Source organism: Saccharothrix obliqua (assembly GCF_019375475.1).
GTDB classification, from domain to species: Bacteria; Actinomycetota; Actinomycetes; order Mycobacteriales; family Pseudonocardiaceae; genus Actinosynnema; species Actinosynnema obliqua.
On record NZ_JAHXGQ010000003.1, the window covers coordinates 606529 to 627333 of the forward strand.

The 20805-nt window shown below is 73.4% G+C and carries 18 protein-coding genes; 12 read left to right on the top strand and 6 right to left on the bottom strand.

Features of this window, described 5'->3' with window-relative positions; translation table 11 throughout:
- The first annotated feature begins 64 nt into the window (after nucleotides 1-64).
- The gene (locus KZQ38_RS12335; protein ID WP_308258357.1) at nucleotides 65-1603 is read left to right on the top strand and encodes an outer membrane protein assembly factor BamB family protein; all 1539 of its coding nucleotides are present in this window, start codon (nucleotides 65-67) and stop codon (nucleotides 1601-1603) included.
- Nucleotides 1604-1671: 68 nt separating this feature from the next.
- Nucleotides 1672-4638: an amidohydrolase family protein gene (locus tag KZQ38_RS12340; protein ID WP_219441320.1), complete on the top strand. Its 2967-nt coding sequence runs from the start codon at nucleotides 1672-1674 to the stop codon at nucleotides 4636-4638.
- Between the two features lie 59 nt (nucleotides 4639-4697).
- Here KZQ38_RS12340 and KZQ38_RS12345 read toward each other — a convergent pair whose 3' ends face one another.
- Complete coding sequence (locus tag KZQ38_RS12345) at nucleotides 4698-5468, bottom strand: hypothetical protein (RefSeq protein WP_219441322.1); 771 nt, start codon at nucleotides 5466-5468, stop codon at nucleotides 4698-4700.
- Complete coding sequence (locus KZQ38_RS12350) at nucleotides 5465-6571, bottom strand: PA2928 family protein (RefSeq protein WP_219441324.1); 1107 nt, start codon at nucleotides 6569-6571, stop codon at nucleotides 5465-5467. Before KZQ38_RS12350 ends, KZQ38_RS12345 begins: the two co-directional genes overlap by 4 nt.
- 101 nt (nucleotides 6572-6672) lie before the next feature.
- Here KZQ38_RS12350 and KZQ38_RS12355 point away from each other — a divergent pair, with 101 nt between their 5' ends.
- The 4 genes from KZQ38_RS12355 to KZQ38_RS12370 are packed head-to-tail and all read left to right on the top strand — an operon-like array spanning nucleotide 6673 to nucleotide 12147.
- Complete coding sequence (locus tag KZQ38_RS12355; RefSeq protein WP_219441326.1) at nucleotides 6673-7923, top strand: hypothetical protein; 1251 nt, start codon at nucleotides 6673-6675, stop codon at nucleotides 7921-7923.
- 5 nt (nucleotides 7924-7928) lie between these two features.
- Nucleotides 7929-8909: a hypothetical protein gene (locus tag KZQ38_RS12360; protein ID WP_219441328.1), complete on the top strand. Its 981-nt coding sequence runs from the start codon at nucleotides 7929-7931 to the stop codon at nucleotides 8907-8909.
- Complete coding sequence (locus KZQ38_RS12365; protein ID WP_219441330.1) at nucleotides 8906-10957, top strand: tetratricopeptide repeat protein; 2052 nt, start codon at nucleotides 8906-8908, stop codon at nucleotides 10955-10957. Before KZQ38_RS12360 ends, KZQ38_RS12365 begins: the two co-directional genes overlap by 4 nt.
- A complete protein-coding gene (locus KZQ38_RS12370; protein ID WP_219441331.1) occupies nucleotides 10951-12147 on the top strand; it encodes a CHAT domain-containing protein in 1197 nt (398 codons plus the stop codon). The genes KZQ38_RS12365 and KZQ38_RS12370 overlap by 7 nt, the downstream gene beginning before the upstream one ends.
- 183 nt (nucleotides 12148-12330) lie before the next feature.
- Here KZQ38_RS12370 and KZQ38_RS12375 read toward each other — a convergent pair whose 3' ends face one another.
- On the bottom strand, nucleotides 12331-12804 hold the full coding sequence (locus KZQ38_RS12375; RefSeq protein WP_219441333.1) for an SGNH/GDSL hydrolase family protein: 474 nt from the start codon (nucleotides 12802-12804) through the stop codon (nucleotides 12331-12333).
- An 11-nt stretch (nucleotides 12805-12815) separates the two neighbouring features.
- Here KZQ38_RS12375 and KZQ38_RS12380 point away from each other — a divergent pair, with 11 nt between their 5' ends.
- On the top strand, nucleotides 12816-13442 hold the full coding sequence (locus KZQ38_RS12380) for a Hint domain-containing protein (RefSeq protein WP_219441335.1): 627 nt from the start codon (nucleotides 12816-12818) through the stop codon (nucleotides 13440-13442).
- 107 nt (nucleotides 13443-13549) lie between these two features.
- Nucleotides 13550-13852 carry a hypothetical protein gene (locus KZQ38_RS12385; RefSeq protein ID WP_219441337.1) on the top strand — a complete coding sequence of 101 codons (303 nt, stop codon included), beginning with the start codon at nucleotides 13550-13552 and terminating at the stop codon, nucleotides 13850-13852.
- 55 nt (nucleotides 13853-13907) lie between these two features.
- Here the strand turns inward: KZQ38_RS12385 and KZQ38_RS12390 are convergent, their stop codons facing one another.
- Nucleotides 13908-15209, bottom strand: a complete 1302-nt coding sequence (locus KZQ38_RS12390; protein WP_219441339.1) for a CoA transferase — start codon at nucleotides 15207-15209, stop codon at nucleotides 13908-13910.
- A gap of 53 nt (nucleotides 15210-15262) precedes the next feature.
- On the opposite strand from KZQ38_RS12390, the gene KZQ38_RS12395 reads away from it, so the two are divergent.
- On the top strand, nucleotides 15263-16021 hold the full coding sequence (locus KZQ38_RS12395; protein WP_219441341.1) for an SGNH/GDSL hydrolase family protein: 759 nt from the start codon (nucleotides 15263-15265) through the stop codon (nucleotides 16019-16021).
- A 132-nt stretch (nucleotides 16022-16153) separates the two neighbouring features.
- Here KZQ38_RS12395 and KZQ38_RS12400 read toward each other — a convergent pair whose 3' ends face one another.
- Nucleotides 16154-16870 (bottom strand): SDR family NAD(P)-dependent oxidoreductase, encoded by a 717-nt coding sequence (locus tag KZQ38_RS12400; protein WP_219441343.1) that lies wholly within the window; start codon nucleotides 16868-16870, stop codon nucleotides 16154-16156.
- Between the two features lie 96 nt (nucleotides 16871-16966).
- Between KZQ38_RS12400 and KZQ38_RS12405 the strand changes: the two genes are divergently transcribed.
- The 3 genes from KZQ38_RS12405 to KZQ38_RS12415 are packed head-to-tail and all read left to right on the top strand — an operon-like array spanning nucleotide 16967 to nucleotide 18723.
- Nucleotides 16967-17560, top strand: a complete 594-nt coding sequence (locus KZQ38_RS12405; protein ID WP_219441345.1) for a TetR/AcrR family transcriptional regulator — start codon at nucleotides 16967-16969, stop codon at nucleotides 17558-17560.
- A 33-nt stretch (nucleotides 17561-17593) separates the two neighbouring features.
- The gene (locus tag KZQ38_RS12410) at nucleotides 17594-18037 is read left to right on the top strand and encodes a MarR family winged helix-turn-helix transcriptional regulator (protein WP_308258382.1); all 444 of its coding nucleotides are present in this window, start codon (nucleotides 17594-17596) and stop codon (nucleotides 18035-18037) included.
- Nucleotides 18034-18723 carry a DUF8817 family protein gene (locus KZQ38_RS12415; protein ID WP_219441349.1) on the top strand — a complete coding sequence of 230 codons (690 nt, stop codon included), beginning with the start codon at nucleotides 18034-18036 and terminating at the stop codon, nucleotides 18721-18723. Before KZQ38_RS12410 ends, KZQ38_RS12415 begins: the two co-directional genes overlap by 4 nt.
- Here the strand turns inward: KZQ38_RS12415 and KZQ38_RS12420 are convergent, their stop codons facing one another.
- A complete protein-coding gene (locus KZQ38_RS12420; protein WP_308258358.1) occupies nucleotides 18724-20805 on the bottom strand; it encodes a bifunctional lysylphosphatidylglycerol flippase/synthetase MprF in 2082 nt (693 codons plus the stop codon).

Genomic DNA, 20805 nt, shown 5'->3' on the forward strand with positions numbered 1-20805 from the left:
CAGTTGAGCAGAAGTGGACGTGCCTGTGTTCAAACGGAAACATCGCATCCTCGCAGGGGTTGGCGTGGTCGCGCTGCTGGTCGGCGGCGCGACCTCCGCCAGCGGCAACGCGCCCGGCGGGCACCGGTCCGGTGACTGGCCGAGCTGGCAGGGCGACAAGTCCGGTTCGCGCTACAACGCGGCGGAACGCCGCATCACGCCGTGGACCGCGGGCAAGCTCAAGCTGAAGTGGGCTTTTGCCTATCCGAAGAACGGATTTCCGGCGAAGAGCCAGCCCGCCGTGGTGGACGGCGGCATCTACTTCGGCAGCCCGGACGGCAAATTCCACGCGCTGGACGCGAAGACGGGCGCGGCGCGCTGGACGTTCGACCTGTCCTCGGTGAACGCGGGCGGCGTCGTCATCGACGGGCCGGCCGTGGCCCGCGGCAAGGTGTACTTCGGCGACAACGGCGGCCACGTGTACGCGTTGGACCAGCGCACCGGCCGCCTGGTGTGGCAGAAGGACACCGAACCGCACGTGGCAGGTATGCACACCAGTTCGCCGCTCTACCACGACGGCCGGATCTACCTCGGCGCGTCCAGCGGCGAGAACATCAACCCCGACAAGAACTACCCGTGCTGCACGTTCCGGGGCCACATCGACTCCCTGGACGCCGACACCGGCGAACTCGTGTGGCGTTACTTCACCACGCCGGAGCCGAAGGCCGTCGGGACGTGGCCGAGCGGCGCGACGCGTTACGAGCCGTCCGGCGCGGGCGTGTGGAGTTCGCCGGTCGTCGACCAGCGCACCAACACCCTCTACGTCGGCACCGGTCAGCTCTACTCGGGCACCACGGGCGACTTCGACTCGTTGCTGGCGCTCGACGCGCGCACCGGCGGGGTGAAGTGGAAGCAGCAGGTGACCAAGGCCGACACCTGGCGGCTGCTGTGCGGCTTCCCCGACTCCGAGGGCTACTGCCCCGGTCAGAAGGACGGCACCGCGCTGGACTACGACATCGGCGCGACGCCCACCGTGTTCCACGTCAAGGGCCGCACGCTCGTCGGCGTCGGCCAGAAGAGCGGCGTGTTCCACGTGTTCGACGCCCGCACCGGTGAGGTGCAGTGGCGGCGCCAGCTGTCCAAGCCCATGCCCGGCGGTGGCCTGAGCGGCATCCAGTGGGGCAGCAGCTTCGACGGCAGGCGGCTGTACATGGCGACGAACTTCGGCAACCCGGGCGCGGTGTTCGCGCTCGACCCGGAGAACGGCGACGTGCTGTGGGAGACGCCCAACCCGGCCGACGGGTGCACCACGGGCGGCGCGGCGCAGTTCCCCAAGGTCTGCGTCCCTGCGCACACCCCCGCCGTCTCCAGCAGCCCGGGTCTGGTCTACGAGGGCAGCGTGGACGGCAAGATGCGGGTCTACGACTCGAACACCGGCAAGATCCGGTGGGAGTTCGACACGATCCGCGACTTCACCGGCGTCAACGGCCTGACCGGGCGCGGCAGCGCGATCTCCGGCAACGGTGGCGCGGTCGTCGCGGACGGGATGCTCTACGTCCAGTCCGGCTACTGGCCCTCCTACCCGAGCGACCACGGCAACGTGCTGCTCGCGTTCGGACTCTGACCTCGACGCCCCCGTGCCGGGACCGTCGCCCCCGGCGCGGGGACGCGACCGCGCAAGGAGATTCCGGTATGCGTACTGCGAACCACCGGCGACTCGGCGGCGCTGTCCTGGCCTGCGCCCTGCTCGTGTCGTCGGCCACCGCGGCCGAAGCCCGGCCCGACCCGACGCGGGTCACCGTCAGCGAGGGCACGAACCTCGCGGTGACCGTGTCGCCCCGCGACGGCTCTCTCGTCCTCGACCTCCAGGGCCAGCTGTTCAGGCTGCCCCGGGAAGGCGGCACGGCCGAACCCATCGGCGGCGACCTCCTCGACCCCTACTGGCCCGCGTTCTCCCCGGACGGCAGCCGGATCGCCATCCAGTCCTTCGCGGAGGGCATGTTCCACATCCGCACCGTCGCCGCGGACGGCAGCGACCCCCGCACGCTCACGCGGGGCGACTTCGACGACATGTACCCCGCCTGGTCACCGGACGGCAACCGGATCGCGTTCACCTCGGACCGCAAGGGCACCGAGGACGTGTGGACCGTCGACGTGCGGACCGGGCAGCTCACCCAGATCACCTCGGCGACGTCCGCCGAGACGCACCCGACGTGGTCGCCGGACGGCAAGTCCATCGCCTACGTGCACAACAACGCGGTGGAACGCGTCGACCTGGCGACCCGCGCGGTGACCACCCTGGTGCCCGCCGCGGCGGGCTTCATCGCCGCGCCCTCGTGGTCGCCGGACGGCAAGCGCCTCGCCTTCCTGCGCGCCGGCCAGGGCGGGCGCACGCTCCAGGTGTACGAGGGCGGCGCGGTGCGCCAAGTGGGACCGCACCGCGACGCGTTCCCGTTCCCGCCGCGCTGGACGTCGCCGAACGACGTGGTCTACGGCGCGGACGGCCACGTCGTCACGTCGCGTGTCGACACGGGCGCGTCCCGCGTGATCCCGTTCAAGGCGACTTTCACGCTGCACCGCGACAAGTACGAGCGCAAGGCGTACGACTTCGACAGCGAGCGCCCGCGACAGGTGCGGGGCATCGCCGGACCCGCCCTCGCGCCCGACGGCAAGTCGGTGGTGTTCAAGGCGCTCAACGACCTGTGGCTGACGCCGGTCGGCGGCACGCCGAAGCAGCTCACCCGCGACCGCTACGCCGAGACCGATCCCGCTTGGTCGCGTGACGGCAAGCGGATCGCTTACGCCTCCGACAAAGCGGGCACCATGGACCTGTACGCGCTCGACGTGGCCGACGGCCGGGAACAGCGGCTGACGTCGTTGCCCGGCGCGGAGGTCGCGCCGACCTGGTCGCCCGACGGCCGGGCACTCGTGTTCCAGGACCAGAACGCGCAGACGCTCAAGCTCGACCTGGCGTCCGGTGCGACGACCCGCGTGCTGGGAGCGCAGAACGCGCCGGGCAGGCCGAGCTGGTCGCCGGACGGCCGGACGCTCGCGCTGACCACGTCGGTGGCGGAGCGCAACCAGATCCTGCTGGTGAACCTGGCGTCCGGCACGACGAAGACGGTCGAGCCCGCGCCGCTCGGCTCGGTGTCCACGCGTGGTGACGACGGGCCGGTGTGGTCGCCGGACGGGCGGCTGCTCGCGTTCTCCATGGACAGCACGCTCTGGGTGCTGCCGGTGGACGCGACCGGCACGCCGACCGGCAAGGCGCGGCAGGTCACCCGCGAGGTGAGCGACGCGCCGAGCTGGGGACCCGGCAACACGCTGCTGTACCTGAGCAACGGCCGCCTCCGGCTGACCGCGGTGGACAACGGCCAGGCGCGTGACGTGCCGGTGCCGCTGACCTACCGGCGGGACAACCCGGACACCCGCCTGGTGATCCGCGCCGGCCGGTTGTGGGACGGCCGCCACGCCGAAGTGCGCACCGACGTGGACATCGTGGTGGTGGGCAACCGGATTGCGAGCATCGAGCCGCACCGCCCGGACCGGGCCCTCGCGGGCTGGAAGTACGTGGACGCGAGCGACCTGACCGTGACGCCCGGCCTGGTCGACATGCACGTCCACCAGGAGATGCGGTCGCGGTTCGTGGGCGACCGGCTGGGCAGGCTGCTGCTGTCGTTCGGCATCACGTCGACCCGCTCCACCGGCGACCCCGCGTACCGGGCGCTGGAGGACCGCGAGTCGCTGGACGCGAACGCCCGCACCGGACCCCGGTTCTTCATGACCGGCGAGATGCTGGAGGGTTCGCGGGTCGGCTGGGAGTTCGCCCGGCCGGTGCGCGGCGAGCAGCAGCTCGGCCTGGAGCTGTCCCGCGTGCAGGCGCTGGACTACGACCTGGTGAAGACCTACGAGCGGTTCCCGTTCGACTGGCAGGCGCGTGTCGCCGGGCACGCCCACGGGCTCGGCATCCCGACCACGTCGCACTACCTGTACCCGGGCATCGCGCACGGCGTCGACATGAAGGAACACCTGACCGGGCCGTCGAAGTGGGGTTTCGGGTTCGCCCGCGACTCGTCGTTCGCCGGCGTGTACGACGACGTCGTCCAGCTGGCCGCGCGGGGCAACATGCCGTTCACCACCACCCTGTTCAGCGCGGGTTCGCTGCTGGCCGACGACCCGGCGATCGAGAACGACCGGCGCGTGCGCACCCTCTACACCGGGCAGGAGCAGCAGACCCTGCACGCGAAGGTGCTCTGCGCGCAGGGCCGCGGGCCGTGCGGCTTCCTGGACGGCTCGCCGGAGCAGGCGAAGCGGGACGTCACCACGATCACCCGGCTGCTCGCCGCCGGCGGCACGGTGCTCGCCGGCACCGACGCGCCGCTGGACACCATGGCGGTCGCCCTGCACCTGAACCTGCGGGCGATGGCGAAGTACGGCGTCAACCCGTTCCAGGTGCTCCAGAGCGCGACCCTGCTGCCCGCGCGGCAGCTCGGCGTGGAGGGCGACCTGGGCAGCGTGGAGGAGGGCAAGCTCGCGGACTTCGTGGTCACCGGCGGCGACGCGTCCCGCGACGTGACCGCGCTGGCCGACGTGCGGATCGTCGTGAAGAACGGTCAAGTGTCCACTGTGGACGAACTGCTCAAGCCCTTCGGGGGCTGAGCACACCACACCGCGGCGCCCCGGTCGGGAACTCCGACCGGGGCGCCGTCGCCCGGCGGTCACGGCACGAGGCGCGTCAGCACCGTCACCTCGGACTCGTCGTGCGGCAGGTACTTCACCCGCACCACCGAGCCCGCCTGCAACTGCGGCACGGCCGTCGGCGGCACGGCCTTCTCCTGCGTCACGTCGAACCGGCTGCCGTCCGGGCGGGTCACCCGCAACGCCAGCCGCACCACCGAGCGGTCCAGCCGCACCTCGCCGGTCGGGTTCATCGCCAGCACCACGGCCTGCGCGTCGACGCCGGCCCGCGCGATGTGCAACTGCTTCTCGGTGACCAGCCCCTTCGCCAGCTGCACCCGGTCCAGCGCGTCCTGGAGCACGTGCGGCGGCGCGTCGGCGGCGATCGACGCCCGGCCGTCCGGCAGGTAGCGGACCGGGAGGGTGCTGCCGACCTGCACGGCCGCGAGGTCGGTCAGGTCGACCAGCTCCCGCGCGGTGGCGGGCAGCGTCCGGCCGTCGGTGGTGTCGACCTCCAGCCGGATCTCCAACTGCGGCCGGTCGTTCACGCTCAGCCCGGTGCGGGCGACGCCGACGACCCGCCCGATGCCGATCGGCGCGTCCCGGAACACCCGGTGCACGCGGCCGGAGGCGGACACGCCGTCCATCATCCGCGCGACGCGGAACAGCGAGGGCACGAAGAACACCAGCAGCATCGGGCCCGCCATCCACCCGTTCAGCCAGGAGAACTCGTCACCGGTCAGGCCGTGCGCGATGTAGCCGATCGTGCAGATGACGCCGACGATGAGCATCGTCCAGGCCAGTGCCTTCATGGTGCGTCCTTTCCGGAGGGAGAGCCGAAGAAGTCGGTGTCGCCGAGGCGGATCGCGGTGAGGCGGCCGTCCGGCGCGAGGGTGGCGACGACACCGCCGACGCCGATCGCCGTGGTGCCGCGCGGGCTCGCGGCGGCCTCGCCGGCGGACGCGGACTCCAGCGGCACGGCGCCGGTGACCCGCCCGTCGGCCAGGTCGACCGCGCTGAGCTGCCGACCGGTGTCGTTCACGCCCCGGTGGTGCACCACCAGCACCCGGTCACCGGTGCCGGTCGGGACGATGGCCGCGTTGTGGAACACGGCGCCGCCGACGGGCGTCCGGCCGCCGTCCGGCGCGACCTTCACCAGGACCTGGCCGGGCCCGAGGTCCGGTCGGGCGGCCAGCTCGACCTGCCCGCCCGCGTACTCGACCCGGGTCGAGGGCAGGGCGCGCCGGGGCGTCTGCGCGCCGGCGGTCAGCAGGCCCGCCCAGCGGGCGGCGGTCTCCGGTTCGACGGGCGTGGCGGTCGCCGAGTCCAGCGGGATGCCGAACACCTGGCCGGTGCCCGCCATCGCCATGACCCGGTGGTTGTCCCGGTCGAACCGGTACGCCCACCGCGCGGCGACGTACGAGTCGCGCAGGCCGTCGATGCCGTCGTGCTGGGCGATGCGGGAACCGTCGCGCACGTCCAGGATCACCAGGCCGTCCTCGGTGGCCACGTAGGCGTACCGGTCGCCGGCCGCGAGCACCGCCGCCTCCCACACCAGCTCGTCGGACAGCTGCACGTCCCAGAGCCGTGCACCGCTCGCCACGTCCAGCGCCGCCAACCGCACCTGGAACATGTCCCGGAACACCAGCTGGAACATCCCCCGCGCCCCGTCGCGCCGGTAGGGCGTCAGCACCACCTCGCGGCCGTCCACCGCCGCGAAGCCGATACCCGACTCGGCCTCCGCGGTCGGCTCCGGCATCGCGAGGTAGGAGCCGCCGAAGAACAGCAGGGCGAACAACACCACCGGGGCGAGCACCAGCAGGCCGGGCGACCGGCGGCGGGGAGTCTCGTAGGGCGCCACCGGGAAGTGCACGGACGGGGTGCCCTGGACGGGTTCTCCGTACGGGATCTTCATGGTGCCCAGCCTCCGGCGCGGCGGCCTCCTACCGATCACAGGAAGCGGTCGCGGTGCGCGTTCCGACCTGCGCGGACGGCGAACCGGCTAGGCTGCGCGGGGTGAGCACAGAGGCGCGGGCGCCGGTCGCGAAGGCGGTGCCGAGGGGACTGCTGATCGACCGGGCCTGGTCCCGGCTCGGCGACGCCGTCGCACCGCTGGGCAACGGCGCGGGCCGCCCGCTGGCGCGCACCGTGAAGCTCATCCTCGACCCGCTGGTGCTGCGGCCGGTGCTGCACCCGGAGTTCGCGGGCGGCGCGGTGCGCCCGGAGCACGCCGACGCGTTGTGCGACCGGATCACGGCGGCGGGCCCGGTGCTGGCGGCCACCGCCGCCTGGTTCCAGGTGTTGAAGAAGGCGCGGCGGCGCGCGGGCATCACCGACGGCAACCCGCAGGACCTGTACTTCCAGCGCTGCTACGAGCTGGCCACCGCGCACGGCGACCCCCGGCTGGACCCGAAGGCCGCGGACCGCGCCGCCGCCGTGCTGGCCGAGGTGCACGACCAGGGCGGGCCGACCGCGGCGGGACTGCGGGCGTTCGTCACCGACCCGGCCAACGCCGCCGAGCTGGCCGACCTGCTGGCCGCGGCGTGGTCCGCGCCCGCCGAGCCGGTCGGACCGCCCGCGACCGATCCCGCCGCGTTCCTCGACACCTGCGCGACCGCACCGGACCAGCGGCGGTTCGACGCGCTGGTGGCCGACCGGGCGGGCACGCGCGGCGCGGCCGGGCTGGCGGCACCGGGCGCGGCCCGCGCGCACGGCCTGTCCGACCGCGACGTGCCGCGTCGGCCCGAACTCGGTGACACGGCGGCGAAGCAGCACCTGCCGAAGCCGTTCGACCGGTCCGTGGTGGAACGGCTGTTCGGCCCGCTGACCAACGCGCACCGGGACGCGCTGGACGACGTGCCCGCGCTGGTGCGGCGGGAGATCACGCGGACCGGTCGGCCGTGGCAGCTCGCGGAGGAGGAGGGCCGCGTGGTGCTGGTGCTCGGCCGGGAGGCGTCGGCCGGGCTGGTCGGACCGGCGACCGGTGACGCGGCGACCCGGCTGCGGGCGCGCTGGGAGCGGGAGGCGTACGTGCGCCGGGCGGCGCGGATGCCGTCGGCGGTGCCCGCGCGGGCCCGCGCGGACGTGCTCGGCGTGCGGGAGGCGTACCTGCGGCGGCTGTGGGTGCGGGCGCACGGCCTGGAGCTGCGGCGCGAGACCGTGCCCGCCGCGGGGCTGTGGGACGTGCTGGACGGCGTGCTGCGATCGGTGATCCTCGACCAGCGGGACCGGCTGCGGTCGGCGCTGGAGCGGCGGGCCGCCGGGTGAGGGTGGTGCGCGGGAACGGCATCGAGGTCGGCGACTGGCCGCACCCGGAGCGCGCGGCGTTGCTGGAGGGCCGGGGCGCGCTGGTGGCGTGGGACGTGCTGGGCGGCGGCGCGCCGGCTGCCCGCGTGCACGACCCGGACCGGGCCGCGGACTGGCTGTGGGAGGTGTACGGGCCGGAGGCGGCGGACGCGGTCCTCGGTGACGCGGCGGTGGTGACGCCGACCGGGCCGGGCGCGGGGCGGACCCTCGCGCAGCTCGACTGGGCGCGGGCGTGGTGGCCCGCGTCCGCCGTGGCGGGCGTGCCCGCGCTGGACCCGGTGCTGCTGAGCGCCGAGCGGGCCGTGGCGACGTGCGAGGTGGAGCACCTGCTGGACGACGAGGACGCGACGGCGCGGGCGCTGGCCGAGGTGCCCGCCGACCCGGCCGTGCCCGGCCTGTCCGAGCGGCTCGCGGACCTGGCCGAGGACTTCGGCGTCGAGCTGCCGCCCGCGGTGCTCCCGGCGCGGGCGGAGTTCGCCCTCGCGGCGGGTTCCGCCACCGCCGCCACCGCCGCGACCGGCACCACCGTCCACAGCGGAGCGAGTCCGGTGGACTGGGCGCTGGTGCCCGCCGGCGCGGTGGACGCGGCGGCCGACGCGCGGTGGGCCGTGGTGCGGCAGGGCGGTGCGACGTTCGTGGACGTGGTCGTCGCCGCCGGGCCGCGTCCCGACGTGCCGCTGGTGGCGCGGTTCGCCGACGTGGACGTCGAACTGGGCGACGTGGACGACTTCGGCCGGCGCACCGGCCGCGCGCCCGTGCCGCCGACCGTGTTGTTGTTGCCGCCCGCGCGACGCGTGCTCACCGTGCACGCGCCCGACTTCGCGTCGCCGCCCGGCGAACCCGACCCGGACGCGCCCGCCCGGCGGGCCGCGCTCGTCGCCTACGCGCGGTCCCGGGTGGGCGACCCGGCGGCCACGCTCACCGAACGGCTGGCGGGTCGCCGGTGACGGGCTGGCAGGAGCTGAACGACGAGGGCGTGCGCCTGATCCAGGCCGGTGACGTCGCCGGCGCGCGCGTGCTGCTGGAGCGCGCCCGGCTGGTCGCCGAGGGCGAGCAGCGCACGCCGACCCTGGTGAACCTGGCCGCCGCCGCCGATGTCGCGGGTGACGGGGAACTCGCGCTGGGCCTGCTCACCGAGGCGTTGGCGGTCGCGTCGCCCGTGACGCGGGTGGCCGTGCTGGCGGCGCGTGCCGGGGTGCTGGCCGAGTTGGGCCGGGCCGACGAGGCGTGGCAGGACACCGAGGCGGCGCTGGGGATCGCGCGACCGCACGAGGAGGTGCTGCTGCGTGACGTCCGGGCGGGCTTGCACCTGGCGGCCGGGCGGCTCGCCGAGGCCGAAGCCGAGGCGCGTGCCGCCGCCGACCTGGCGCACGCGCCCGAGCAGGTCGCCCTGGCGCACCAGCGGCTCGCGGGTATCGCGGAGGCGGCGGGCGACCCGGTCCGCGCCGCCGAGTACCGGCAGGCGCGGCCGGTCGACCACCGGTGGCACCGCTGCGTCGAGCTGAACGGCCGGGGCGCCGAGCTGGCCGCCGCCGGTGACCTGGCGGGCGCGCGCGAGCTGTTCGAGGCCGCGCACCGGGAGGTGGCCGACGAGGACGACCTGGACGCGCTGGTGTGCCGGGCGGTGGTCGCGGGCAACCTCGCGGGTGTCGCGGACGCGGTGCGCTGGAGCACCGAGGCGATCGACGTGGGTCGGGTCGTGCTGGCGCGGGGCGGCGACCCCCACGGCACCACGCAGGTGGTGGTGAACGCGTTGCTGACGCGTGCCCAGCACCTGCGGCACGGTTCGCGCCTGGACGAGGCGTTGGCCGACCTGGACGAGGCCGCCGCGCTGGTCGGCGAGCAGCCGCCCGTGGTGGCCCTGCGCGCGGCCGTGCTGGCGGCGGCCGGGCGGTTCGCGGAGGCGTCGGTCGCGGCGGGCCGGGCGCTCGACCTGGCCTACGCGTCCGCGCCGGAACTCCTGCCGTTCGTGCACTCGACGCTCGCCGAGATCGCGGGCGGCACGGGTGACCACGACGGTGGCGTGGAGCACCACTCGCTCGCCCGTGACCTCGCGGAGGCGACCGGTGACGGCAACGCGCGGGCCGCGGCCCTGGTGAGCCTCGCGCGGCTGGCCTACCTGGCGTCCGACCACGACCGCGCCGCCGCGTTGTACGACGAGGCGGAGGCTTTGCTGCGCACGGCGGGCGACGAGCGGGCGCTCGCGCCGTGCCTGCTGGGGCGCGCGGCCGTGGAGACGGCACGCGGGCGGCCCCGTGCCGCGCTTCCCCTGGTGGAACAGGCGTTGGCGGTGTTCGGCGACCGGGTGACGCCGGTCGAGCTGATCGTCGCCTCCCAGGTGCACGGCGCGGCGCTGGAGGCGTTGGGCGAGTACGCGGCGGCGGACGAGCGGTACGCCGCCGCCGAGGAAGCGTGTGAGCGGGCGGGGTTGTGGCACGTGTCGCTCGGTGCGGCGTGGTGGCGGGCCGACGCCCTGGTGCGGCGCGCGGCGACCGTCGACGGCGTGCGTCGGCAGGAACTGGCCCGGCGTGCGTTGGACGTGGCGTTGCCCGCCGCGTTGGCGGCCGAAGCGGTGCGGCAGCGGTTCCCGCACGGCCCGTTGCGCGAGCGGTGGGTGGCGTTGGCCGCCGCGCCCGCCGTCCAGTCGGCGTTCACGGCGCTGGCCGCCGTGGGCGACGTGGACCTGGCCGCCGCGTACATCGACCACGTGGCCGGGACGGTGTCGCTCAGCCCGGCCGAGGAGGCGCCCGTGGAGCGCGGTGACCTGGTGGCGTTGCCCGCGCCGCCCGTGCCGGAGGAGGACCACCTGCCCTACGCGGCGTCGTTCCTGACCACGGCGGGGGAGGACCCGGCGTTCCCGGCGGCGGGTTTCGCGTTGCCCCCGCGCGTGCGGCTGGACCCGGCCACCCCGACCGCGCTGGACGCCTGGCTGGACACCGCCGAGCGCCGCTACGGCTTCCCGGTCCGGTCGGCGGAGGCGGTGGCGTCGTGGTAGCGGTGCAGGTGAAGCTGGTCGACGCCGGTGACCTGTACGTGTCGTGGCGGTGGGAGCACGCGCTCGACCAGCCGCGGGTGCTGGCGGTGCCGCGCGACTTGGTGCGGGGTGCGCTGGCCGAGTGGGCGCGGGCCGTGCCGACACCCCTGCCGGGCGAGACCGCCCGTGCCGCGCTGGAACGCGCGCTCACCCGGGGACCGCTGGTGGACCGCGACCGGGAGGTCGAGCTGACCACCGCGCTGGCCCGTGCCCTGTTCCCGCACCAGCTCGCGCAGGAGCTGAACGCGTTGCTGACGCAGGGGATCAGGCCGCACCTGCGGATCAGCCCGTCGCCGTCGACGGCGTTGGTGCCGTGGGAGGCGCTGCACGTGGACGAGGGGGAGCGGACCGTGCACAACGTGGACGTGTCGATCCTGCCGCCCGCCACCGTGCGCAACGCCCCGGGCCGGGTGGTGTCGCCGTTCAGCGGGCCGGTGGTCGGCGTGCTGGACCCCGTGGTGCCCGGCTTCGGCGACGCGTCCGGGTTGGGCTCGGTCCTCGGCGAACCCGGTCCGGACCTGCTGGCGCTGGCCGCCCGGATGACGCCGGGTGGCGTGCGGCGTGCCGACATCGACCGCGTTGTTCTGGAGGACGCCCTCCGCTCCGCCGGTCGCCTGTTGTACGTGGGGCACGTCACCACCGGTGGTCATGGTCTCGACGCGCGGTTGCACCTGTCGTGCGGGGCGACCACCACGGGGCGTGCGGCCCCCATCGGTCCACACCGCCCGTTGACCGCCGCGGACATCGCGCTCGGCCACCGACCCGGCGTGCCGCGCCCTTGGCGCATCCCGAACCGGGTCGCGCTGGTGGCCTGCGACAGCGGCGGGGAGACGCGTTTCGCGGAGCCGTCCGGGTTGGTCGCCGCCCTGGTGCACGGCGGGGCGGAGTACGTGGTGTCGACCCGGTGGACGTTGCCGACCGACGCCGGTTTGGCGGCGCTCGTGCCGGGCTTCCCGGGTGCGCCGGTGCTGGGCCCGGCGGTCGTCGCGATCGACGCCGCCCAGGGTGCGGCGAACCCCGTGGCGGCGTTGAACGCGTGGCAACGCGAGCGCGCGGACCTCTGGGAGAAGACCGGCGATCCCACCCACTCACCAGTCACGTGGGCCGCCTTCAGCACGGCTTGGGCAGAGGAAAGGGCTCGCCCGGCATGATCCCGGAGGAACCATGGTGAGTTCGTGAGCAACGAGGATAGACCCTTGGTCGGTATCCGGCGCACATCGGATGTGCGAGTGTACAGCGGGGCGACATGTTCCGTGCCTGCTGATGCGACGAGACGTCCGACGCTGGGTTGTGCGTCGGACATCCCTTGATTGTTGCCATTGGAAGCAGGAAGTTTACAGCTCTGCGCGGGGTGGAAAGTCATTGATGGCGTTGGCCAAATACTGGGCAATTTGATTGTGGTAAGCGGCGTTTGGTAGACCGTCGGTGAGGTACTGCGCAGCGAGCTTGCTTGGGTCGGCTGCATCGCGAACGGCGGTGTCGTAGTCGACCACGTAGTCAGCCTGCAAATCGGCGTAATTGTTCAGGAGTAGTTGATTGAGTTTGCGGCGTTCGGCCTCTCTCGGGTCGCCGACGTCGAGGCCGAGTGGTGGGATGGTGGTCACGATGATGTGGACCCAATCCCCGTCGGGACGCTTGTGCCTCTTGAGGCCTTTAGCGCTGTCCGTGCTGACGACATCGGTGAGGTTGCCGGCGATCTCTGTCGCTGTGGCACCGCTGAGAATGTCAGTTGCGCCGACGGCCACCAGGACGGTGCGCAGGTTGGGTGCGCCGAGTGCGGTGTGGTGGAGGTCCGCAGTCCGCTCCAAAAACCAAGTCCATGTGCGCGAACAGCTTCACGGGGGACACCTATGTGCTGATGGCCGATGGTAGCGCCAAGCGTATCGACGAGATCGAGGTGGGTGACAAGGTAGCCAGCAGTGAGCCGGAAAGTGCACAGAGCGAGTCGCACGAGGTGCTTGCGGTTCACATCAGTGACGCGGAAAAGGCATACGTTGATCTAGAGGTTGCTACCCCGGACGGTCTGAAGCGGATTCGGGCGACCGCGCATCACCTGTTTTACGATGCGAATAGCGGTGAGTGGGTCGACGCTGCGAACCTGAAAGCCGCCGGGCAACTGAACACGCCGGAAAACGGTCGAGCGGTCATCGAAAGCGTGCGCGAGTACCGCGCCACACTGCGGACTTTTAACTTGAGTGTGGCGGAGTTGCAAACTTTCTTCGTACTGGCTGGTGCCACTCCGGTCCTGGTTCACAATGCCCCACCTCCGTGTAGAAAGTCGGTGAACGGCTGGCCTAAGCAGGAGGGTGGGAACTGTGAGGCATGCGCAAAGCGGATCCAAAAGATGATCGGTGGCAAGATGCACCGATTCGCAGGGGGCTGCTGTCGCTGGGCCCGTCCAAGCATGACCCGGATGGGCTTTGGGATCACCACTGGGTGGTGGTGAAGGATGGTCGGGTATATGATGGCACTACTGGCCCGAAGGGGTTGGACATCGACACCTTCAAGAAGCAATGGGTTTACCATGACGGAATCGATTTCGGATTTTAGGGTATGACACCTGAAGAGTTGCTGGTGCGCCTGGAGAAGTATCCCAGGATGTACGTCCCGGATGGTCGTTACCACACTTTGGTGGCGTTCATTCTGGGTTATGACGTGGCCCTCGAAGGTCGATTCCTGGAAGGTTTCAAAGAGTGGTGTCTGGCGGCGCTCGGAGTAGGCGAATCGAGCCTGAACTGGCCGGCGCTGATCTGGGATGACGTAACAGAACGGGTTGCGGGAGGGCTGCCGGGCGACCCGGAAGAGGAAATGAAAGCAGAGGTCATCCGCCTCTTGAAAGGTTTCCTCTCGCGTTGACGCCCGGTCTCGTCGGAAGTTCGGCACCGAAGGGCTGGACCGGTTCCCGCCCGCTTCACAGCCACTCGGGGCGGTCCGTGCCCCAGGGGCCCCCGGGGTGGCTCCAGGTGCGGGGTGCGCCGTCGTAGTGGACCGGCGGCAGGGCGTGGCGCAGGGGGCCGTACGGGGACTGGACGGTGGTGAGCCAGGGTTCCGGGTCGTGCGGCTCGCCGTCCACATCGGACGGCACGAGGTCGTGCAGCAGCCAGGAAGCCGTTCCCGCCAGGGAAAGGCGCACGTGCCGACCCCCGGCCTCCCGCTCGGTGAGACCACGCAGGACGGCGGCGGCCAGGAGGTAGCCCGTGGCGTGGTCCAACGCCTGCACGGGGAGCGCACCGGGGTGGTCCCCGTCGCCTTCCACCAGGGCGATGCCGCTACCCGCCTGGACCAGGCTGTCGAACCCGCGTCGACCCGCCCACGGACCCGTCCAGCCCCACGCGCACAGCTGGGCCACCACCAGACCGGGCCGCCGGTCCAGCAACGCGTCGGGGGACAGGCCGTAGCGGTCCAGCGCACCCGGTCGGTAGCCGGTCACCACGACGTCCGCTCCCCGCAGCAAATCCTCGAACACGGCCCGGTCGGCGGACAGGTCCAGCACCGCCGAACGCTTCCCGAGCCCGGTGTCGGCCACGGTGTCGGGCAACCCCGGGGGGTCGAGGCGCAGCACGTCCGCACCCAGCAGGGCCAGCACGCGGGTGGCGACGGGGCCGGCGATCACCCGCGTCAGGTCCAGCACGCGCACGCCGGCGGCGGGCAGGTCGGCGGGACCCGGGATCGGCACGCCCTCGCCGACCACGCGGGTCTCGACCAACGGGAACCGTTGGCCCGTCACGGGTTTCACCGCCACGGCGAGCCCGCCCGCGGCGTAGACCGCTTCCTGGACCTCCTCGGCCGTGCGCTCGGCGAACGCCGCTTGGAGTTCGGCCTCGACACCCATGACCGCGAGCAGGCGTGCCCGGTGGTGCGGGTAGTTGGCGTGCGTCCGCACCCAGCCGTCGGCGGTGCGCCAGAACCGGGACAGCGGGGCGAACGACGTCATCTCCCGGCCGTCGACCCGCAGGTGCCGCTCGCCGGCGAACGCCGTCGCCACGGCGCCCTCGTGCACCCGCACGGCCGGCGGCGGCGTGTTGTTGCGGCGGCCCAGGAGTTCGGCTGCCGCGAGTGAGCACGCGCCCACCGCCGCGCGCGCCAGTTCCCGCACCGGCAGCCGGGCGGGCAGCGCGCCGCGCACCGGTCGGTAGTCCACCACCGCGGGCGCTCCACCCAACGCCGCCCACGCCTGTGCCGTGCCGAGGTCTTCGAGGGTCACGACCGCCATGGTGCCCCACCTCATATCCTGGTTCGGGTTTCCGACCGCGACAGGGGGCGGCAGTGCGATACGTGGCCATCGGCGACAGCTTCACCGAGGGAGTGGGCGACGAACTGCCCGACGGCTCGTGCCGCGGCTGGGCGGACCTGGTGGCGGCGGGACTGGCCACCGCGCTCGGCGAGACCGTCCAGTACGCGAACCTCGCCATCCGGGGCAGGCTGCTGGAGCCGATCGTCACCGACCAGCTGGAGGCGGCGCTGGCGTTGTCACCGCGACCCACGCTGATCACCCTCAACGGCGGCGGCAACGACATGATGCGGCCCGGCGTGGACGGCGCGCGGCTGGTCCGGCTCACCGAGCACGCGGTGCGGCGGTGTGCCGACGCGGGCGTGCGCCTGGTGCTGCTCAGCGGCGCGGACCCGTCCGCGCGGCTGCCGTTCGGCCGCACCGTCCACCGCCGGGGCGTGGCGCTCACCACGGCGGTCACCCTGCTCGCCCGGCGACACGGCCTGACCATGGTGGACGCGTTCAACGACGTCGAGGTGCGCAAGGCCGCGTACTGGTCGCCGGACCGCCTGCACCTCAACGCCGCCGGGCACCACCGCGTGGCGTCGCTGGTGCTCTCCGCGCTCGGGCACGGCGAAGCGGACGAACCACTCACCCACGAGCCCGTCGCGCGCCGACTCGCCACCGAGGCGAGGTACTACCGCGAGCACGTGCTGCCGTGGCTCGGCCGCCGCCTGCGCGGCCGGTCGTCGGGCGACGACCGGACCGGCAAGCACAGCGCCTGGACACCGGTCGAAGCGATGCCGCGCGTCTGAGCGGCGGCGGCGCTCCGGACGGCGGTCGCCCGGGAGTCCCGGGCGACCGCCGTCACCCCCCATGCGCCGGCCGAGGGCGAGGTGACCCCCCGTGCCGGAGTCCGATGCGGCCCGCCGGGCGTGGTTGCGCGCTCAGGCGAACGCGTTGAACACCTCCTCCGGGCGGTCGCGCTCGACGTGCAGCCGCCACGCCGCCTCGGCCAGCTCGTCCGGGTCGATCGTGGGCGGCGTGCCCCCGAACCGCTCCGGGTCGGCCAGCACTGCCCGGTGGATGTCGCTGCGCTCGATCAGACCGCCGATGGTGAGGATGCCCGCGTGGACCCCGCTGTCGAAGAGGGCGGCGTGCAGCGTGATCACGTAGTTGCGCAGGGCCGCCGCCGACAGCGTGAACGCCCCGATCGCCGGCATCGGCACGACGGCGCTCAACCCGCCCGCGAACAACAGCGTGCCCGAGCCCCGTTCGAGCATGGCGGGCAACGCGTGCCCGACCGCGTCGATCGCCGGGTAGGCCCACTCCGCGGCGGCACGCGCGGCGGTGGAGTCCAGTTCGGTGACGGGTACGAGCGGCACGCCCGAGTCGGCCGCCCCGGGACCGTAGTAGAGGACGTCGGCCGGGCCCAGCCGCTCGGTGGCGGCGTCCAGCGCCGCGTGGAGCGCGGCGCGGTCGCGCACGTCGGCGGTGAACGTCTCGGCACGCACGCCGGCGTCGGCGAGCGCGGCGACGTAGTCGGGGTGCCGGGTGTCGGTGCGGGAGATCAGGGCGACGTCGTGCCCGGCGCGGCCGAACCGGTGCGCGATGGACATGCCCAGGCCGGGACCGACCCCGATGACGACAGCGGTCTTGCTCATGGGTGCCTTTCGTCGGATTAAGTCGAGGCAGCCCTCGACTTCGTCCCCGACGTTAGCACGAACCTGAGGGTGCCCTCGATTTCGTATCATCCGGAGGTGGCCGCCGACTCGAAACCGCTGCGCGCGGACGCCGCGCGCAACCGCGCCAACCTGCTGGCCGCCGCCACCGAGGTGTTCGCCGCACGCGGGCTGGACGCACCGCTGGAGCAGATCGCCCGCCGGGCGGGGGTCAGCATCGGCACGCTCTACGCGCACTTCCCGAGCCGGGAGGCGTTCGTGGACGCGATCTTCCCGGAGCGCCTGGCCGTGCTGGACCGGATCGCGGAGCGGTCGTTGGCCGACCCGGACCCGTGGTCGGGGTTCGTCGGCTTCCTGGAGGGCCTGTTCGCGCTCCAGTCCGAGGACCACGGGCTCAACGACGCCGTCGCCCGCCGCCTGCCGAACGCGCGGGAGGTGGCCGAGGTGTGCCACCGGGGCGGTCTCCACGCGGAGCGGATCGTCGCCCGCGCCAAGGCGAGCGGCCAGTTGCGGGCCGATTTCGAGCTGGGCGACCTGGCCACGCTGACCTGGGCCATGTCCCAGGTCATCCGCGAGTCCATGGACACCGCGCCGAACGCCTGGCGGCGCTGCCTCGCGTTCCTCACCGATGGCCTGCGCGCGGAGGCGGCCCGCACGCCCGCCGGAAGTTGACAGGTACCTGTCAAAACTGGCAGCTTGTCCGCCGTGACCGCGTTGACCGATCGCGGCGAGGAGTTCTCCACGCTGCTCATCGAGGTGTTCCGGGTGAACGGGCTGCTCCTCGCGGCCGGTGACGCGTTGGCCGGGCCGTCCGGGCTGTCCAGCGCGCGCTGGCAGGTGCTGGGCGTGATCGACCACGGACCCCGCACGGTCGCCGGCGTCGCCCGCGCCATGGGCCTGACCCGGCAGGCGGTGCGGCAGACCGCGACCGGCCTGGTGCGTGACGGCATGGTCGAGTTCCGCGACAACCCGCTGGACCGCCGCGCCCGGCTGCTGGACCTCACCCCGCGCGGGCGCACGGCGCTGCGCGCGGTCGAGCGCCGGCAGGCCGAGTGGGCCAACGGCCTCGGCGCACGCCTGTCCCTACCCGAGCTGCGCGCGGCCGTCGCCACGCTGCGCGACCTCGCCGACCTGCTGGAGGACCGGTGACCGTCATCCCGTTGCTGCCGTGCGCGTCCATCGACGACATGGAGGTGTTCTACGAGGCGCTCGGCTTCACGCGCACGTACCGCCAGCTCAAGCCCAACCCGTACCTGGGGATGCGCCGCGGTGACGTCGAGATCCACTTCTTCGGCATGGAGGGCTTCAACCCCGCCGACTCGTACGGGAGCTGCGTCGTCCTCGTCCCCGACACCGCGGTGACGCACCGCGAGTTCGCGGAAGGGCTGCGCGCGGCGTTCGGCCGGGTCCCGCTGTCCGGCATCCCGCGCATGACCCGGCCCCGGTCCCGCCGCAACGTCGACCGCCAGGCCGGTTTCTCGGTGGTCGACCCCGGCGGCAACTGGATCCGCGTGTTCGCGGCGACGCCCGCGACGCCCGCGGCGGAGCCGTCCGGGAAGCTCGCGCGGGCGGTGGAGAACGCCGTCGTGCAGGCGGACGGCCGCGGCGACCCCGCGCAGGCGGCGAAGATCCTCGACGGCGCGCTGCGCCGGGCGGACGACGCGAGCGCGGTCGACCTGGTGGAGGCGCTGGCGTACCGGGCGGAGCTGGCGATCACCCTGGGCGACGCGGAACGCGCCGCCGCCGCGCTGGCCGAGCTGGACGCGGTGCCGTTGACCCCGGAGGACCGGGAGCGCCTGGCCGACACCCTGGCGCACGCCGCGGAACTGCGCTGATCACCGGCGCCAGGACGCGGCCAGCAGCCGGCGCGTCGGCACACCCGGCAGGTACGCCCGGACCAGGGCGACCCCGATGCGCGGCAGGTCCGCCTCGTCCCGGTACGCCATGTGCACCGGTTCGTAGCGCGGCGAGAACTTGGCCTTGAACGCGTGCAGCGAGCGGAACCCGTACAGCGGTTCCACCGCGCCGCCCAGCCGGTCCAGCACGCGGTCCACGCCGGCCAGTTCCGCCGCCGCGCCGCGGGCCAGCGGCGCGCCCGACAGGGACACGAAGCGGGTGCCCCGGTCACGCAGCTCCAGGCACGCCGAGGCGATCATGAACTCCACCACGGGCCGGAAGCCGTCCGCGCGGCGGCGCATCACGTCCAGCGTCCAGCCGTGCACCTCGCCGCCCGGGGCGTGCACCGGCAGCCACGACGTGACGCCGTGCACGCTGCCCGTCGCGTCGACCGCCAACCCGACCCACACCGCCGGGTCCATGGCCTCGTCCACGCCGCCGAGCGTGAAGCCCATCTCGGGCAGGCCCTTGTCGCCCACCCACTGCTCGGAGATCGCACGCACCTGGGCGAGCACCGCGAACGGCTGCTCGGCCAGCCGCACCAGCCGGAACTCCAGCCCGTCGCGCCGGGCGTGGTTCAGCGCCGTGCGCACGTCCTGCCACTTCCTGCCCTTGAACGCCAGGTCCGCCAGGTCCACCACGGTGTCCTCGGCGATCTGCGTGGTCTGCCAGCCCTGGGCCCGCGCCGCCCGCGCCACCTCGCCGGTCACCGAGAACAGGCACGGCACGAGGCCGCCCTGCTCGCTCATCGCGGTGAACTCGCGCACCGCCTCGGCGGCCGTGCCGGCGGGCACCACCGGGTCGGCCAGGGCGATCGCCACCCCCGCGTGCCGCTGGTACGCGACGTACCCGCGCCCGTCCGGGGTGAAGTAGAACCGGTTCTCCGGCCACACCGTCATCCACGACATGGTGGAACCGCCCACCGAGGTCAGCAGGTCGCGGGCCCGGCCGAGGTTGTGCTCGTCCGCCGCGACACCGCCGGGCAGGTGGCGGCGCGCCGGCACGCGGAACGCGCCCCGGTTGGAAAGCAGCAGCACCAGTTCGCCGAACCACAGCACGCCGCTGCCCAGTGCCACGGGCGCGCCGTCCGGCAGTTCGTCGGCCAGGACCAGCAGCAACGCCAGCGCGGCGATCAGCAGGTTCAGCACGCCGAGCACGACGGTGACCCACCACGCCCACCGCTTGCCGTACCGGAGCTGGTTCGCGACGAACCCGACGAGCACCAGGTCGACCAGCACGTCCACCAGCGGCGCGGCCTCACCGGAGGTCTCGCCGAACGGACCGCGGTTCGGGGCCAGCAACACCACGAACTCCGTCAGCAGCAGGACCACGAGCCCGCCGAACGCCAGCATCCGCGTTTCACGGCGCGTGCGCGGCCCGTACCCCGGTTCCACACCCCACAGCCGCTGCCCGACGACCATGCCCACGGCGATCGCGAGGCCGTGCGCCACGTCCGTCAGCGTGCCCTCGAACAGGAACGCCACGGTCGCGTAGAACGACAACGCCGCCCGCACCCGCAGCCGCCACGGGGAACGCAGTGTCGCGGACGTGACGGCCACGACCGCCAACGCGCCCGTGGTGAACCCGACGTCCCTGGTGGACGCCACGTGCTGCGCCCACGTCCACGGTGTCGTCGACAACGCCCACACGAGCAGCGACGCGCCCAACACGCCGCCCAACTGCCCGATCACCGCGACCAACGCCGTCCGCCGCGTGCCCAGCCGCAGCTCGCACGCGCCGACCAGCAACGTGAACAACAACACCCCGCCCACGAACTGGGCCGGCGTGAGGGCGAAGAACCAGCCGACCACGAACGTCCACGGCTTGCCCTCACGCAGGGCGGGCACGCCGTAGGCGACGTCGGCGAACCACGGTTCACGCCACAGCGGTCGCCACACGGTGCGGCTCACCAGCCCGACGAGCACGAGCGCCGACACCGTGCACCCGGTGACCGGGATCCTGCGGACGACCTGCGGCAACGCCCCGACCGCCCGGGACGCCCACGTCTCGAAACCGGCCAC